This window comes from Parendozoicomonas verongulae (assembly GCF_009711465.1).
GTDB lineage: Bacteria > Pseudomonadota > Gammaproteobacteria > Pseudomonadales > Endozoicomonadaceae > Sansalvadorimonas > Sansalvadorimonas verongulae.
Genome location: NZ_SMME01000835.1, coordinates 18,644 through 34,282 on the forward strand (window position 1 = coordinate 18,644; position 15,639 = coordinate 34,282).

Below are 15,639 nucleotides of genomic sequence, written 5' to 3' on the forward strand. Positions count from 1 at the left end.
CTTCAAAGTGCCCGGCACTCTCAACCGGAGCGGTGCGTATCTTACAGAATTACCAGCACCGTGCAACCTTAGCATTTTCCGAAACAAACATGAGAGCCTGTTGGCACAGGGATCTATCAACTATCCTTCCAGATTTCGCAGATAAACATCTGCCAGTCGAGCTGCAGAACTACCAGCAAAATCCTTGATAGCCTTCTGCAGGTATTCCTTCGCCTTAACGCGATCACCCTGACGATCATAAACCTGTCCCAGCTTATAGGTCGCATCGGCACGCTTATCACTGAAAGGATACTTTTCCAGCAGCAGAGCAAAGGCTTCCTTAGCTGTTTTCAGGTTACCCTGAGCCAAGTACACCTCACCAAGCCAGTACTGGGCATTATCCACATAAGTACCGGACGGATATCTTTCGATATAAGTTTTCAGCCCAGCAACCGCTTCCGGGAATTTGCGATCCCGAATCAACTGGAAGGTGTCATGATACAGCACATCTCCAGCTTTTTTCGCGGCTGCTTGTGCAACATCAGGGGAAATGTTGCCAGCGGAAGAGGATACGGCCGTATTTTTCGGCACAGCAGACATGCTGGTTCCAGACGCACTCTCTGCAGAACCAGAGAGCTGGGAAATGCGTCGGTCAAGATCAAGGTAGCGATCACGATTCTCTTTCAGAATACGATCAATCGCATTGCCCTGCTCCTCCACCAAACCACGTAACTCCATCACTTCTCGCTGCAGAGCACCCAGCTGGTTCAGCAGAACCGCTGGCTGCTCCACTCCAGAGTCCGTACTCACAGGAGTCACAACAGCAGTATTGACATTGGGGTTCACAACAGGTGCTGGCGCAATTGCTGCTCCGGTAGTTGGTGCGGACGAACGGCCCGCACTCACTACAGGAATGGAAGACGCCTGTGCTGCCTGAACAGTCAGGGCCGCCATCGCCAGCCCCAGCAGAGCATTCCTTGCTGTCATGCAATTAACCTTCTATAGGAACGATAACAGCGCGACGGTTATTAGCCCATGCTGCTTCGTTATGAGAGGGATCAACGGGCTTCTCAAAACCATAGCTCACGACTTCAATACGACTGGAAGAGATGCCCTTCAGAGCCAGGTAGCTTTTCACGGCCTTGGCACGACGCTCACCCAGAGCCAGGTTGTAAGTGCGAGTACCACGCTCGTCGGTATGACCTTCGATCACCAGCTTGCTGTTCACGCCAGCCGGGCTGGTCATGTAAGCAGCCTGTACGTCCAGAGCCTTGATGTCATCGGAGCTCAGTTTGTCACTATCAAAACCAAAGTGGACAGTATCCTGTTTCAGCAGCGCTTCGATCTGCTCAACGGAGCCCTGAACCTTGCCAGAGTCGATAACAGCCTGCACAGCAGGATCAACCAGAGGAGTTGTAACGACAGCCGTTTGAGCACCACCGACTGTACTATCCTCTGTACCTGCTACACCGGAACCTGCAGTCTGGGTGCCAGTAGAGGCACAACCTGCAAGCCAGATGACAGCTAATCCAGTGGCGAACCCCTTTGTGATATTGCCAAACTTCATTTTGAACTCCCAATTCACCATAACTAAAAAACTCGACAAAGGTAACAGAGTTGCCCTCTGCAAACCAGAACACCCGTTCTATCAAGTCGAAGATATCCTGATTTCACCCTCTAATTTAAAAAGGGTGACCAGGCGGGCTCCCGAACATCTCCCTCCGTGGATGGCAGGCGGAAACTTACGCGCCCATCGGCAGAGATAATACCCAGTACGCCTTTGCCTTCCCCTTTTGCAGAGTAAATCAGCATACGACCATTGGGCGATACATCCGGTGCATCTTCAAACGGCGAAGACGACAGTAAACGCATACGGCCTGTATCTATCTCCTGAACCGCCACATTATAGGACTGATCCCCCTTACCTTTGTGGATATAGGCAAGGCTCTTGCCATCAGGGAAGACTCGCGCACGGGCATTAAAGCGTCCCTCAAAGGTCAGGCGTTTCACTTTGCCGGTGGCCAGTGTGACTTCATAGAGCTGTGCCGAACCACCACGGTTGGACGTAAACACTATGCTCTTTCCGTCTGGCATCCAGGACGGCTCATTATCCATGGCGTAGTGGCGGGTTACCTGTGTAAGTGCACGGGTTGTAAGATCGAGCACATAAATGTCAGGGTTGCCGGATTTGGACAGTACCATAGCCAGTTTCTGACCATCCGGTGACCATTTCGGCGCACTGTTCAAACCACGGAAGCTGCTGATACGTTCACGACGCCCCGTCGCCAACTCCTGTATATAGATAGCAGGGCGACCCGTTTCAAAGGAAACATAGGCCAGCCTTCGGCCATCGGGAGACCAGCTGGGAGCAAGAATAGGTTCTTTGGATTGCAGAACAGGTACCGCACGATGGCCGTCCATATCCGCGTAAACCAGTTTGTAGTCAGTACTGTTTTCGTTGTGCCGGTTGGCCACTACATACACGATACGAGTAGAGAAAAAGCCACGGACGCCCGTAATTTTCTCGTAAACCGCATCACTGATACTGTGAGCCACAGAGCGCAGCTGGTTACGGTTGCCAGACACCTCACCGCGCACAACGGATTTCTGGGCCAGCACATCGAACAGTTCGTAATTCACCCTGTAACGACTGCCAGGCTGTTCGGTCACCTGCCCAATCACAAGATAGGATGTCCCTAAACGGCGCCAGTCGCCAAAGTACACCTCACTGGCCTTGGATGGAAAACCAAGGAACTGGCTGGTGGGTACAGGTGCAAACTGTCCACTCAAACGCAAGTCATTGCCTACAATCCCGGCAATATCTTCAGGCAGAACACCTTGACCACTCCAGGCAAAAGGCACAACGGCCACGGGTACGGCTTTATCATTGCCCTGAGTAATTTCAATAGTAAGCTCGGCACGGGCCAGACTCACCATTATCAACAGAAAACCAAAGAGGGCGACTCGCAAGTATGCTCTCATTTCAGCAGGTCCTCGGGGTTAAATAAAAAGGTGAACTCACGGAAATTTTTCTCAAAAATCCGGCTTTCAATATTTCTTATTTCTCTAAACGGTGCTGCACTGTTCACCGCCTGCTGGGCAGAACGATCAAAGGCTTCATCGCCACTGCCCCGCACCTTGGCAATACTGATCACTTCACCCGTGGGCGCAAGCCGTATACGCAGAACAACGGTCATCCCCCGTCGTGCGCTGGCCGGGCGACTCCACCGAGACGACACCAGACTGGCAATCACCTGAGTGTAACTCGCCACCTCTGCCTGATCAGCCTTTAACTGTGCGGCCTGCTGGCGAGCCTGTTGCTCCCGCGCCATGGCAGCCAGCATCTCCTGTTCCCGCTGCTTTTGCAACTGATCCAGACGCTCCTGTTCCTTACGTTGCCTTTCCCTTTCTGCAGCCGCTTTCTCACGCTGTTTGCGCTCTTCTTCCTGCTTGCGCTTCAGGGCAATCGCCTTTTGATCCACCTTAGGCTTAGGTGGTGGCTTTTTCACCGGCTGCCTGGGAGCCGGCTTTGGTTGTGCTTTGGGTTTTGGCCTGGGTTCCGGTGCAACTCTGGGGGCAGGTTTGGGCTTTGGTTTGGGTTTGGCCTGTTCCAGCGTGACCACACGGGCAGATACAAAACTGGGGCTGGGGTTAATCGTCCTGGTTTCCGACGAAGACGGCATCACCATAAACAAGCCAATCAACAAAACCGTGTGCAGTACAGCCGAGAAGAGGATGGGCAATCGCCAGTTACCACTTCCCTGCCCTTGCACTGCGTTGATTATTCGCCAGAAGAACTTGTCCTTCACGCTCAGTTCAGCTCCCCTGGCTCAGTAATCAGACCCACATCCTCAACCCCTGCTTTCTGCAAAGTCGCCATAGCCTCTACAACCGAACCGTAACGGGCAGCTTTATCACCTTTTACCAGCACCAGAGTAGACGGGCTGGCACGTTTGATTTTACGCACCTTGTCGGTCATTTCATCCAGTGGCAGAGCCTTATCACCAGTGGACTCAAGGCTGAGGTAATAGGAACCATCGGCCTTGATAGAGATGATCAGCGGCTCTTCGCCCTTGGGAATCTCAACGGGTTTGCTGTCAGTTTTCGGCAACTCAACATGCACCCCCTGAGTAAACATGGGGGACGACACCATAAAGGCCACCAGCATCACCATCATGATGTCGATAAACGGCACCATGTTGATTTCTGACATAGGTTTACGACGAGCACTGCGCGCCATAATTACCCCTCCCCGTGGGAATCGGGAGACTGCTTCTTCACCTGTGCATGTACCTGACGGTGCAGAATGCTGGAGAACTCTTCAGCAAAGGTTTCATAACTGGTAAGCAGCTGCTCAACACGGGCATTGAAACGGTTAAAGGCCACAACCGCAGGAATTGCGGCTACCAGCCCCACAGCAGTGGTTACCAGTGCTTCCGCAATACCGGGCGCAACGGCGGCCAGTGTCGTCTGTTGAACATGTGCCAGTCCACGGAAGGAGTTCATAACACCCACCACAGTACCGAACAGGCCGACATAAGGGCCAGTGGAACCAACTGTTGCAAGAAAAGGAAGGTGGGCTTCAAGGCTTTCCTGTTCACGGGTGACTGCCACACGCATGGAGCGCTGCACACCATCCATCATGGCATCGGCATCTACCCCCTGACCACGCAAACGGGTGAACTCCCGAAAGCCCGCCATAAAGATGCGTTCCATACCGCCATCGGGGTCACTGTCGCCGTGCACTTCCCGATAAAGAGTGCCAAGATCCATGCCAGACCAGAAGCGGTCTTCAAAAGAGACGGCAGACCGGCGAGCGTTGCGCAGCACAATGGCGCGCTGAACAATAAACACCCAGGACACAATAGACGCAGCCACTAACATCAACAGCACAAACTGAACAATCCAGCTGGCATTCAGTACCAGCGCCCACATAGATGTACCTTCTGTCACACTTTCCTCACTTGGCAATCATTTCAAACCTGAAGCATCCGCTCCTAGGCATCAGAATCCTGGGATGATAACAACATGGCCTGCCGGACATTCACCGGCAAACCCACAGGGCGCAAACTGTTTGCACTGACACAGGCAATCGCCACCTTGCCACTGCACAGTTCCTCCTCGCCGCGCCAGATAGACTGAATCATATCGAAACCGGCTCGACCACGGCGGGACAGGCTGACAGTCACATTAAGAGAGTCATCCAGCCTGGCGGGTTTCAGGTAATCGATAGATGTATTGCGCACAACAAACAAAACACCGTCGTACATCAAAGCCTGCTGGTCAAAGCCCAGACTGCGCAGATATTCTGTACGCGCCCGCTCCATAAACTTCAGGTAGTTTACATAGTAAACAATACCGCCGGCATCGGTATCTTCGTAATAAACACGCACCGGCCAGTCAAAAACTTTATCGGCCACACTGCACCTCAGAGCCTTTTCTCCGTTATACCATGGAATACAACGTATGAGAGGCAGCCGTACAAAATGTTACAACTGCCTGATCGTTTACCCCGGCCTTTACATGGTCACAGGCACAACACGGTTCGTGCCTTGCTGGGAATAAATCCGCACATGTTGACCATTCTGGAAAATCATTTGCGGGTCTACTTCCTGCACGATAGAAATCAGCTGCCCGTTAGTCAGGCGAATTGTGATATTCACACCCTGCTTACGGGTCATCTTCTCTTCTGCCATATTGGCCAGAACACCCCCCAGAACAGCGCCGCCCACTGAAGCAATACCACTACCGGAACCACCACCAATACCGCTGCCAGCCAGACCACCGGCTACCCCACCAGCAATGCCGCCGATGCCACTTTGAGTACCTTCGATAGTCACCGATTTCAGGTCGATAATAGTGCCTTCCTGAATCGTCTGAATAGCCCGCGCTTCTTCACGGGAATAAACATTGGAAGTCATGGTGGACTGGCAACCCGCCAACACCACTGTGCTCACAACAAAACCACTTACAACAATAGATCGCAAATATTTCTTGATCATGACAGTTTACTACTCATCACTGAAAGAAAGGCCAAAGTGTTCATAAGCGTGACGGGTTACAACCCGCCCACGGGGAGTCCGCATCAAATAGCCTTGTTGAATCAAATAAGGCTCGAGGACATCCTCGATGGTATCACGTTCTTCGCCGATGGCTGCCGCAAGGCTATCAACCCCTACAGGGCCACCATCAAACTTCTCAATCATCGCCAGAAGAAGGCGACGGTCCATATGATCAAAACCCTGACTATCCACATCCAGCATATTCAAGGCTGCATCCGCCACTTCACCGGTGGCCTGGCCATCCGCCCGCACCTCGGCATAATCCCGCACCCGGCGCAACAAACGGTTGGCAATACGGGGCGTACCGCGGGAACGGCGAGCCACCTCGGCAGCCCCTTCCCCCCCCATATCCATACCCAGAATGCGGGCAGAACGCTGCACAATGGTGGTCAGGTCTTCAACACTGTAAAACTCAAGACGCTGAACAATACCAAAACGGTCACGCAGAGGAGAAGTGAGAAGACCTGCGCGGGTGGTTGCGCCAATCAGAGTGAAGGGAGGTAAATCCAGTTTAATGGAACGGGCTGCAGGCCCCTCGCCGATCATAATATCCAGCTGATAGTCTTCCATGGCCGGATAAAGCACCTCCTCCACAACCGGGCTGAGGCGGTGAATCTCATCAATAAAAAGAATATCGTGAGGTTCAAGATTGGTGAGCATCGCCGCCAGATCACCGGCCTTCTCCAGAACAGGCCCAGACGTGGAGCGAAGGTTTACACCCATCTCGTTGGCAAGAATATTGGCCAGCGTCGTCTTACCCAGGCCGGGAGGGCCAAACACCAACGTGTGATCCAGAGCATCCTTACGCAGGCGCGCCGCCTGAATAAAGATTTCCATCTGCTCCCGCACCGCAGGCTGGCCAATGTAATCACTCAACCGCTCAGGGCGAATCGCTCTGTCTATACGATCTTCCTGAGGCGCTTCCTGCGCAGAAATCAGTCGGTCACTTTCGATCATACTTTATATCCCTGACGCTTAAATCATCGCCTTAAGAGCCTGACGAATCATCTCATCTGCACTCAGATTATCATCCTGCACCGCAGACACCGCTTTGCTCGCCTCCTGAGGACGATAACCAAGAGCCACCAGCGCACTCACGGCATCCTGAACCGGATCGTGACGCTGCACTTTCTCTGGCTTCTTGCCTACTGCAGCCATCTCCATGGCACCCAGCGCAGGCTGCCATTCACTGAGACGATCTTTCATCTCAACAATCAGGCGCTCCGCTGTTTTCTTGCCCACACCGGGAATACGGGTAAGCATGGATGTATCCTGCTCATGAACACAACGGGCAAACATCTCCGCTTCCATACCCGACAGAATCGCCAGCGCCAGCTTCGGCCCTACGCCGTTTACGCGAATCAGTGTACGGAACAACTGTCGTTCACTCTTATCCGCAAACCCGTACAGCAGCTGGGCATCTTCCCGCACCACAAAATGAGTGAACAACGTCACCTCCACACCGGGTTCCGGCAAGCGGTAAATCGTGGTCATGGAGGCTTCTACCTCGTAACCCACTCCGCTGACATCAATTAACAGCCCGGGAGGATTTTTCTCAATCAGTGTGCCGCGTAATCTTCCAATCATTTCTCACTCCAACCACCACTCCCATCCAAGGTTGGGGCAGCGAACTCAAATCTTCAAAAGGTAGAATTGGGTTTACTGTTTCAAACGCCCACGCGCAACACGCCGTCCACCCGTACCGGCAAGCCCAATAAGCCCCTGCCGGGTATGAGCATGACACAATGCCACCGCCAGAGCATCCGCCGCATCCGCCTGAGGCTTACGGTTCAACCGCAACATAGCCATCACCATATGCTGCACCTGTTCCTTATCTGCAGAACCTGTTCCCACAACAGCCTGTTTCACCTGGCGGGCAGAATACTCACTCACCGGCAAACCATGATTCATAGCCGCAACAATCGCCGCGCCACGGGCCTGCCCCAACTTCAGGGCCGAGTCTGCGTTCTTCGCCATAAAGACTTGCTCAATACCTACCATCTGGGGCGTCCAGGCTTCGATCACCTGATCGATACCATCGTAAACCTGCTTCAAGCGCTCAGGCAGCTCTCCGGGCTGAATACGAATACAGCCGGAATCCACATACTCAATCGTTTGACCGTTATGGTTAATCACACCATAACCTGTGACCCGGGAGCCCGGATCAATTCCAAGGATAATCGCCATAAGTACGCTTTAGAAAATAGATACTGTTTATTTTTACAGTTATAGAGGGAGGTGTGAAGGGGTATTCTGATGGTCAGAGCAACTATTTCGCTCTGGCCATCAGAGATAAACGATCAGTCAACGATATGTCTAGGGTCAACAGCATTGATATGGAACTCAGCACCGCTGGCATCGCAGACAGTGTTACGGTTAACACGCCAGTACATTTCCTCCGCCGCCTGACCGGAATGCAGTTGTGAGCTGGCGCCAGCAGAAAACGCATAGCTTAAACGATTCACCTTACTCATCTGAGAACAGGCACTCAAACAGTTAACTGCCATCCCGAGAGCCCTGACACCCATTACGGCCGCACCAAGATAAGCATAAAAGGGAGGGGCTGACATAACCACCACGCCGAGAGCAAACATATCCGCAAAGTATGTCCGAGAACAGGAGGCACTATAGCTGTCCTTCATCTCCTTGCGTAAATCATGCAGAGCATACAGATTCTTCCCCCGCACCATTGGGGACAGGTTTTTATGAGCCTCAGCATTCATGCGACTTAACTGACAACTCCTCCTGACAGCAGTCATAAGTGGACTGATTGTCCAATAGGCGAGAGCCACTCCTCCTGCGGCATAGACAGCCTTAACGGCAGTACTGCCATATTGTTTCTCAAAATCGTCTCGTGCCTGACCCAGATACCCTAGCACTTCATCACCAATATGAGTGACACCCCAGTTACGCCATTCAGAAAAGTACTGAGTAACCTGCCCTGAAAATTCATAAAAACGGTTCAGACCAGTAAGATAGGACTGAACCCCTTGAAGATTTTGCATACTTTTACCTCTGCGAAATTACATTAAGAGAGGATTTCAGAGCAGGTATCCAGCCAAAAGTTTCCTGCTTCCGGAATAAGGTCAGCACTACTGACAATCTGAAAATTACAAAGAAGCTGCACCTGGTAACCAAAAGCAACAGGCGTTTTGAACAACACGAATTAAGCTAGTGAGCATTGCTTTTCACAAGTCACACAAGAGCTATGCAGAGATATGAAGGAATGGATGGCACCACTGGCCGTTGTCACAGCCATGACCGTTACTCTCTTTCTGATCACTTTGGGGATCAATATTTTATGAAGAGGCTTCCACCCACACGGGAGTAGAAGCCTGAGAGCGTGTCAACCCAGCTGTTCCATAATGTCAGCTGGGATATCCGCGTTGGTGTAAACCTCCTGAACGTCGTCCAGATCTTCCAGACGATCAATCAGCTTCAGGATTTTTTCAGCACCCTCTTTATCCATTTCTGCCTGTGTGGAAGCGATCATAGTCACTTCACCGCCGGCAGGAGTCAGACCAGCCTTCTCAAGAGCATCTTTCACAGACATAAATTCAGTCCACTCAGTCAGCACTTCAATGGAACCATCGTCGTTAGACACAACGTCTTCTGCACCGGCATCCAGAGCCGCTTCCATCACCTCATCTTCGTCAGCACCCGCTTCAAAGAAGATCTGACCCTTACGTTCAAACAGATAGGCAACGGAACCGTCGGTACCCAGGTTGCCACCGTGTTTGGAGAAAGCGTGACGCACTTCAGACACGGTACGATTACGGTTGTCGCTCAGGCACTCAACCAGAACCGCCACACCACCGGGGCCATAACCCTCGTAAGTGATCTCATCCATGTTGCTGTCGTCATCACCACCAGCACCGCGGGCAATGGCGCGGTTAATGGTGTCGCGGGTCATGTTGGCGCCCAGCGCCTTATCCACAGCAGCACGCAGACGTGGGTTATCTTCCACGTTACCGCCACCGATTTTGGCAGCCACCACAAGCTCACGGATCAGCTTGGTGAAAATCTTGCCGCGCTTGGCATCCTGAGCAGCCTTACGGTGCTTGATGTTGGCCCATTTACTATGACCGGCCATCTGCAATCCTCAAAGTCGAAAAATTCAAAACGGGCATTATACCGTGAAAAACGGTTTAGCTCATCTGAGCTGGCTCATTACTGCCAGAAACAAGAAAGGATCTTGTAAAGACTCTTTAAATTGCAGAATTGAGGCGACATTGAAATATAACAGTCACAAAACTGTCACATAACTGCTCTACATTCGCATCCATCGACACACGACATGACCTGCCAATTCACTACTAGGACTACACACAGGAGCCTCCTGATGAAGCCGTTCAGATCTGTCATGATAGCCACACTTATGGCCTCTGCTGCCACCTCCGCTGTTGCCAGCACAGCCATTATCAACGGTGCAGGCGCATCCTTCCCTCACCCGATTTATGCCAGGTGGGCGGAAGATTACAATACTGAAACCGGCACCCGTATTAATTATCAGGCCATTGGTTCCGGCGGTGGCATTCGTCAGATTACTGCTAAAACCGTTGATTTCGGTGCGACCGACGCGCCACTGAATATTGAACGCCTTGATAAAGAAAACATGATCCAGTTCCCTATGGTGATGGGTTCTATTGTTCCTGTTATCAATGTGCCCGGCATCGAGCCCGGCCAGCTGCGCCTGGATGGCAAAACCCTGGCCGACATTTATCTGGGTAAAATCAAACGCTGGAACGATGACGCCATCGTCAGGCTGAACCCCGGCCTGAACCTGCCCCGCCGCGCCATTTATGTGGTGCATCGCTCTGATGGCTCCGGCACCACTTACAACTTCACCGACTACCTCTCCCGCGTAAGCCCCGAATGGAAAGAGAACATCGGCGCCAATACGGATATCAGCTGGCCTTCTGCGGCCACCACTATCGGCGGTAACGGCAACGCCGGTGTCGCCAACTTCGTCAGCCGTACCCGTGGCGCTATCGGCTATGTGGAATTCGCATTCGCCAAGCAGAACGACCTCACCTACACCCAGCTGCAAAGTGCTGATGGCAAGTTCCTGCAACCCACTATGGAAACCTTCCAGGCCGCTGCTGCCAACGCCGACTGGGCTAACGCCCCCGGTTTCAAACTACTACTGAACAACCAGCCCGGTGCAGACTCCTGGCCCATGACTGCCGCTACCTTCATCCTGATGCACAAGGATCAGGTGGATGGTGACAAGGCCCGTACCATCCTCAACTTCTTCGAGTGGAGTTATGAACATGGCAATGAGCAGGCCATCGCTCTTGATTACATCCCCATGCCAGACAGCGTTGTGAGTATGGTAAGCGACCTGTGGAAGAACGAGCTGTCCACCGTTAACGGTGAGCCTGTTCGATAAGCCCTGAAGGGAAGAGAAGGCCGGGGCTTTTCACAGCCCCGACTGAAACAAGAAAAGGTTGATATTCATGCCAACAATTTCATTACCCAAGCGCCCGGACGGAGACACCCTGTTCTTCCGCCTGAGCTTTTCCAGCGCTGTTCTGATTTTGCTGGTACTGACGGGTATTGTTCTGTCACTGATTGACGGTGGCTGGATGGCGCTCAGGGAGTTTGGCCCCGGTTTTGTATTCCGCAATATCTGGGATCCGGTCAATGGCCAGTTCGGAGCTGCATCCGCTGTTTATGGCACACTGGTGTCGTCTTTAATCGCTATGGTGATTGCTGTTCCCCTGAGCCTTGGGGTCGCAATTTTTCTGGCGGAGCTGGCACCTGACTGGGTCAGCCAGCCTGTGGGTATGGCCATTGAACTTCTGGCGGCTGTACCCAGCATTATTTACGGCATGTGGGGTTTGTTTGTCTTCGCCCCCTGGTTCTCCGATGGCTTCCAGATGTGGGCAGCCGACCATCTTGTCGATCTGCCCCTGATTGGCCACTGGTTCGACGGCCCACCCATCGGTATTGGTCTGCTGACTGCTGGCATCATTCTGGCCATTATGATTCTGCCGATAGTCTCCTCACTGGTGCGGGATGCACTGAAAACCGTTCCTAACGTACTGCGGGAAGCTGCGTATGGCGTGGGTGCAACCCCTTTTGAAGTGGTAACCAAAGTGCTGCTCCCCGCCATCAAAAATGCGGCAGTGGGTGCCAGCATTCTCGGCCTTGGTCGTGCATTAGGAGAAACCATGGCGGTGGCCTTTGTGATTGGTGGCGCCAATCGCATTGAAACCTCGTTGTTTATGCCCGCCAGTTCCATCTCCTCCACCATTGCCCAGCAATTTAACGAAGCCACAGACCCGCTGCATATTTCCTCCCTCATCGGGCTGGGCATTGTGCTGTTTATGCTCACCTTCGTGGTGATGGGCTTTGCCCGTGTACTGTTGAAGAAGAAACGGTAAGGCCCCTATGAACTTACGCAAAATCAAAAATTTTCTGTTTATCGGCTTCTGTATGGGAGCCTCCGCTCTTGGGTTGGGTGTACTCGCCAGCATTCTTTACAGCCTGGTGAGCAATGGCATTGCCGGTATGGGCTGGCATGTGTTTACCGAACTCACTCCAGGCCCTGGTAGCTTTGGCGGTTTGAAGAACGCCATTATCGGCAGTCTGATGCTGACTGCTACCGGCATTGTGATTGCTACCCCTGTGGGCATTCTTGCAGGCACCTGGCTCTCGGAAGCGGATAAAAACTCCCGTATTGCAGACGCTCTTCGTTTTCTGAACGGTATGCTGATGAGTGCGCCGTCCATTCTGGTGGGTATGTTTGTGTATGCGACAGTTGTCGTCACCACCGGTGGCTACTCCGGCTGGGCGGGCGCACTGGCACTGGCGATTCTGGCTCTGCCCACCATTATCAGCGCTACCGAAGAGATGCTGCGGCTGGTGCCACCCACACTGAAAGAAGCAGGCTCCGGCCTGGGTGCCCCTCGCTGGATTGTCATTACCCGCCTGAGCTACCGTGCGGCAGGCCCTGGCATTATTACCGGTATTCTGCTGTCTGTCGCCCGCATCTCCGGCGAAACAGCGCCACTGTTGTTTACCGCCCTGAACAGTAACTTTATGACCACCGATATGGGTGCCCCCATGGCGAACCTGCCGGTGACCATTTATCAGTACGCAATGAGCCCTTTCCAGTCCTGGAATGAGCTGGCCTGGGCCGGTGCCCTGCTGATCACCACATTTATTCTCGTTATCAACATTTTGGCCAAAGCATTGCCCGCTCTGATCAAAGCCAGAAAAGTCCGTGCATAGGAGCATGACCATGGAAGCCAATACTGTCACTGCGCTTAAGCCAGATATGCAGCCTGATGTACAGATTGTTGCGCAGATTAAAGAGGTTGAGACACCCAGCCTGTGCATGAAGTTGGAAGATCTGAGCTTTTACTACAACCGCTCCGATGCTCCGGCCCTGAAAAACATCACCATGCCCATTTACAACAACCGGGTCACGGCACTGATTGGCCCTTCCGGCTGTGGTAAATCCACCCTGCTGCGTACACTGAACCGTATTTACAACCTGTACGGTTCACAGCGCGCAGAAGGCCAGATTTTTCTGGATGATGAAAACATCCTCAGCGCTGGCCGTGATTTGAATGATTTGCGTTCAAAGGTTGGCATGGTGTTCCAAAAGCCAACGCCCTTCCCCATGAGCATTCTGGACAACCTGACCTTCGGCCTGAAAATTCGCGGTGGCATGAACAGCTACCAGATAGAGAAGCGCACCAGGGAAGCTCTGATCAAAGCCCACCTGTGGAACGAGGTGAAAGACAAGCTTCACGCCGATGCCATGGGACTGTCTGGCGGTCAGCAGCAGCGTTTGTGCATTGCCCGCACCATCGCTCTGAAGCCTGAAGTGATTTTAATGGACGAACCAACGTCAGCCCTCGACCCACTGGCAACAGCAGCCATCGAAAAGCTGATTACGGAACTGCGTGAGGACTACACCATTGTGATCGTCACCCACAATATGCAACAGGCGACGCGTATCTCTGATTACACGGGCTTTATGTACCTGGGAGACCTGGTGGAATTTGGGCCTACTGAAAAAATCTTTGAGCGCCCGGAAAACAAGCGCACCCGTGACTATATTCAGGGTGACTTTGGATAATCTGCTTCCATAAGTACCCGGACCAATATCTCCTAAACAGCCAGCCAGTCATCGCCTCCACCTTTAGGAGGCGATGTTGCCGCTCCCTCCGTATCGGCCACCTTCATAGCCACAACCGTGTGACAAAGCATCTTGGTTATCAAAGCATGAAGGGCGATTAGAGGGTTTCGTCCACTGCCAACCCCCAGTTGACATTCATCGCCTACATCCCTTGTGGGATCATGAAACCCCTTGTCTGTCAGGAATGCCTGATCATTATCAGTCAACACGGCACCACGCATTTTGGCAGGAAGATGGGGATAAACATCTCGATTTATCACGGCTCTGCGTAAATCGTGAACATAGGGAACATCTTTGGCCGTCCAGTAACTCACCTCCCGAGCACACTGGGATAACAGACCATCTTCTTGCATAAACTTCAGGCACGCCTGTTCACTCAAAGGGGCTGCATGACAAAATAATTTTGACAGTAAAGAGCCAATATCCTGCTCAACCGCCTGCACACTTGCGACACTGGAACAGTCAAAGCCACCCTGAAAGCGTCGGGCATAAAGAAGTATCAACCCCTGAGCAGTACGGCCCAGTTCATTCAGCCGGATTTTATTATTAACCAGAGGATCATAGGTGCATTTCGGGAAAGCATCAAAGCCCTCCTCTATCTCTTCAGGTTTGCGGATATCCCCTTGATCCCGCATACCTACACTCCCTCCCACGTTCGGATAATTCGTGGCCTGCCCATTCCAGCGTTCAATGTTCCCTTCACTGTCACTGTCAATGTAGATCGATAAAAAAGTATGTCGCCTGTTCTTATCAATATCGTGATAAGCATTAATAACAGCAGGGCCCATTAATCCGTACTTCCATAGTCGCCCATAATCACTGGCATATTTTTTCAGCCCTTCCATAGCAACCTGCGGATCCTGGACATCATAAACATACTGCTCGTAGGGTTTATCCTCCGGGCAGCTAAAGAGCATGGCCAGCCTGGCCTCCTTACCGGTTTGGGCAAGAAGTCGGTCCTGTTCATTTTCCGCCAAACCTGTTCGCTTTATAAACTGTGATGGCTGATCCAGTCTGGCTACTTTTAACGGTGTCACAACCTCGCTTTCCAACCCAAGAGCGTGGCGATTTTTCTTCACCCATTCCAGCCTTTGGTAGGTGCGTAAAAAAACAGCCTGGCTCTCCTGTGCCGACTGAATCTTGCAGAAACGCTGCATACCTTTGGCGTTATCACACTTGAAAGTTCGCCCAAACGCTTCTGCTAAACGCCCCGGAGACACACAATCATCAAGCATTGGAATAGATTCCATCGGCCCTGCGGACAAATCCGGATCAGAAAGAAAATATCGACTTTGGGGGGGAGGAATATCCTCCGTAATCGGCATCACCAGTGTGGTCCACAGGAAATGCTCGCTAAAAAAGGTATTTAATGGATACTGATTCTGTTGAAAAATTCTTTTGCGAACCATCCGGGACATGTCATCAACACCGGTCATCCAGAGC

18 protein-coding genes are annotated in these 15,639 nt (G+C 52.3%); 4 read left to right on the forward strand and 14 right to left on the reverse strand.

The window, feature by feature from the left end; translation table 11 throughout:
• Positions 1 to 120: 120 nt before the first annotated feature.
• The 13 genes from ybgF to E1189_RS12340 form a co-directional block, all read right to left on the reverse strand.
• Entirely contained in the window at positions 121 to 966 is an 846-nt protein-coding gene (ybgF, locus tag E1189_RS12280; protein ID WP_155160616.1) for a tol-pal system protein YbgF, read from the reverse strand.
• 4 nt (positions 967 to 970) lie between these two features.
• Positions 971 to 1,546: a peptidoglycan-associated lipoprotein gene (locus tag E1189_RS12285; RefSeq protein ID WP_196221403.1), complete on the reverse strand. Its 576-nt coding sequence runs from the start codon at positions 1,544 to 1,546 to the stop codon at positions 971 to 973.
• A gap of 110 nt (positions 1,547 to 1,656) precedes the next feature.
• The gene (tolB, locus tag E1189_RS12290; protein WP_196221404.1) at positions 1,657 to 2,961 is read right to left on the reverse strand and encodes a Tol-Pal system beta propeller repeat protein TolB; all 1,305 of its coding nucleotides are present in this window, start codon (positions 2,959 to 2,961) and stop codon (positions 1,657 to 1,659) included.
• Entirely contained in the window at positions 2,958 to 3,788 is an 831-nt protein-coding gene (gene tolA / locus E1189_RS12295; RefSeq protein ID WP_155160618.1) for a cell envelope integrity protein TolA, read from the reverse strand. The genes tolB and tolA overlap by 4 nt, the downstream gene beginning before the upstream one ends.
• Positions 3,789 to 3,790: 2 nt before the next feature.
• Entirely contained in the window at positions 3,791 to 4,219 is a 429-nt protein-coding gene (gene tolR / locus E1189_RS12300) for a protein TolR (protein ID WP_155160619.1), read from the reverse strand.
• A gap of 2 nt (positions 4,220 to 4,221) precedes the next feature.
• Entirely contained in the window at positions 4,222 to 4,932 is a 711-nt protein-coding gene (tolQ, locus tag E1189_RS12305) for a protein TolQ (protein ID WP_329602013.1), read from the reverse strand.
• A gap of 44 nt (positions 4,933 to 4,976) precedes the next feature.
• Positions 4,977 to 5,399: a tol-pal system-associated acyl-CoA thioesterase gene (gene ybgC / locus E1189_RS12310; protein WP_329602014.1), complete on the reverse strand. Its 423-nt coding sequence runs from the start codon at positions 5,397 to 5,399 to the stop codon at positions 4,977 to 4,979.
• 99 nt (positions 5,400 to 5,498) lie between these two features.
• Positions 5,499 to 5,981: an outer membrane lipoprotein gene (locus tag E1189_RS12315; protein ID WP_155160621.1), complete on the reverse strand. Its 483-nt coding sequence runs from the start codon at positions 5,979 to 5,981 to the stop codon at positions 5,499 to 5,501.
• 9 nt (positions 5,982 to 5,990) lie between these two features.
• A complete protein-coding gene (ruvB, locus tag E1189_RS12320; protein WP_155160622.1) occupies positions 5,991 to 6,998 on the reverse strand; it encodes a Holliday junction branch migration DNA helicase RuvB in 1,008 nt (335 codons plus the stop codon).
• 18 nt (positions 6,999 to 7,016) lie between these two features.
• Positions 7,017 to 7,628, reverse strand: a complete 612-nt coding sequence (gene ruvA, locus E1189_RS12325; protein WP_155160623.1) for a Holliday junction branch migration protein RuvA — start codon at positions 7,626 to 7,628, stop codon at positions 7,017 to 7,019.
• A 72-nt stretch (positions 7,629 to 7,700) separates the two neighbouring features.
• A complete protein-coding gene (gene ruvC, locus E1189_RS12330) occupies positions 7,701 to 8,228 on the reverse strand; it encodes a crossover junction endodeoxyribonuclease RuvC (RefSeq protein ID WP_155160624.1) in 528 nt (175 codons plus the stop codon).
• 113 nt (positions 8,229 to 8,341) lie between these two features.
• Positions 8,342 to 9,046, reverse strand: a complete 705-nt coding sequence (locus E1189_RS12335) for a hypothetical protein (protein ID WP_155160625.1) — start codon at positions 9,044 to 9,046, stop codon at positions 8,342 to 8,344.
• Between the two features lie 341 nt (positions 9,047 to 9,387).
• On the reverse strand, positions 9,388 to 10,134 hold the full coding sequence (locus E1189_RS12340) for a YebC/PmpR family DNA-binding transcriptional regulator (RefSeq protein ID WP_155160626.1): 747 nt from the start codon (positions 10,132 to 10,134) through the stop codon (positions 9,388 to 9,390).
• 249 nt (positions 10,135 to 10,383) lie between these two features.
• Here E1189_RS12340 and pstS point away from each other — a divergent pair, with 249 nt between their 5' ends.
• From pstS to pstB, 4 genes are all read left to right on the forward strand, one after another.
• The gene (pstS, locus tag E1189_RS12345; RefSeq protein ID WP_155160627.1) at positions 10,384 to 11,433 is read left to right on the forward strand and encodes a phosphate ABC transporter substrate-binding protein PstS; all 1,050 of its coding nucleotides are present in this window, start codon (positions 10,384 to 10,386) and stop codon (positions 11,431 to 11,433) included.
• A gap of 67 nt (positions 11,434 to 11,500) precedes the next feature.
• Positions 11,501 to 12,430, forward strand: a complete 930-nt coding sequence (gene pstC / locus E1189_RS12350) for a phosphate ABC transporter permease subunit PstC (RefSeq protein ID WP_155160628.1) — start codon at positions 11,501 to 11,503, stop codon at positions 12,428 to 12,430.
• A gap of 7 nt (positions 12,431 to 12,437) precedes the next feature.
• Positions 12,438 to 13,280 carry a phosphate ABC transporter permease PstA gene (gene pstA / locus E1189_RS12355; RefSeq protein ID WP_155160629.1) on the forward strand — a complete coding sequence of 281 codons (843 nt, stop codon included), beginning with the start codon at positions 12,438 to 12,440 and terminating at the stop codon, positions 13,278 to 13,280.
• Between the two features lie 4 nt (positions 13,281 to 13,284).
• Positions 13,285 to 14,136, forward strand: coding sequence for a phosphate ABC transporter ATP-binding protein PstB (gene pstB, locus E1189_RS12360; RefSeq protein ID WP_408014724.1), 852 nt, complete (start codon positions 13,285 to 13,287; stop codon positions 14,134 to 14,136).
• A 32-nt stretch (positions 14,137 to 14,168) separates the two neighbouring features.
• Here pstB and E1189_RS12365 read toward each other — a convergent pair.
• A partial coding sequence (locus tag E1189_RS12365; protein ID WP_230460364.1) for a hypothetical protein occupies positions 14,169 to 15,639 on the reverse strand: 1,471 nt, incomplete at its 5' end.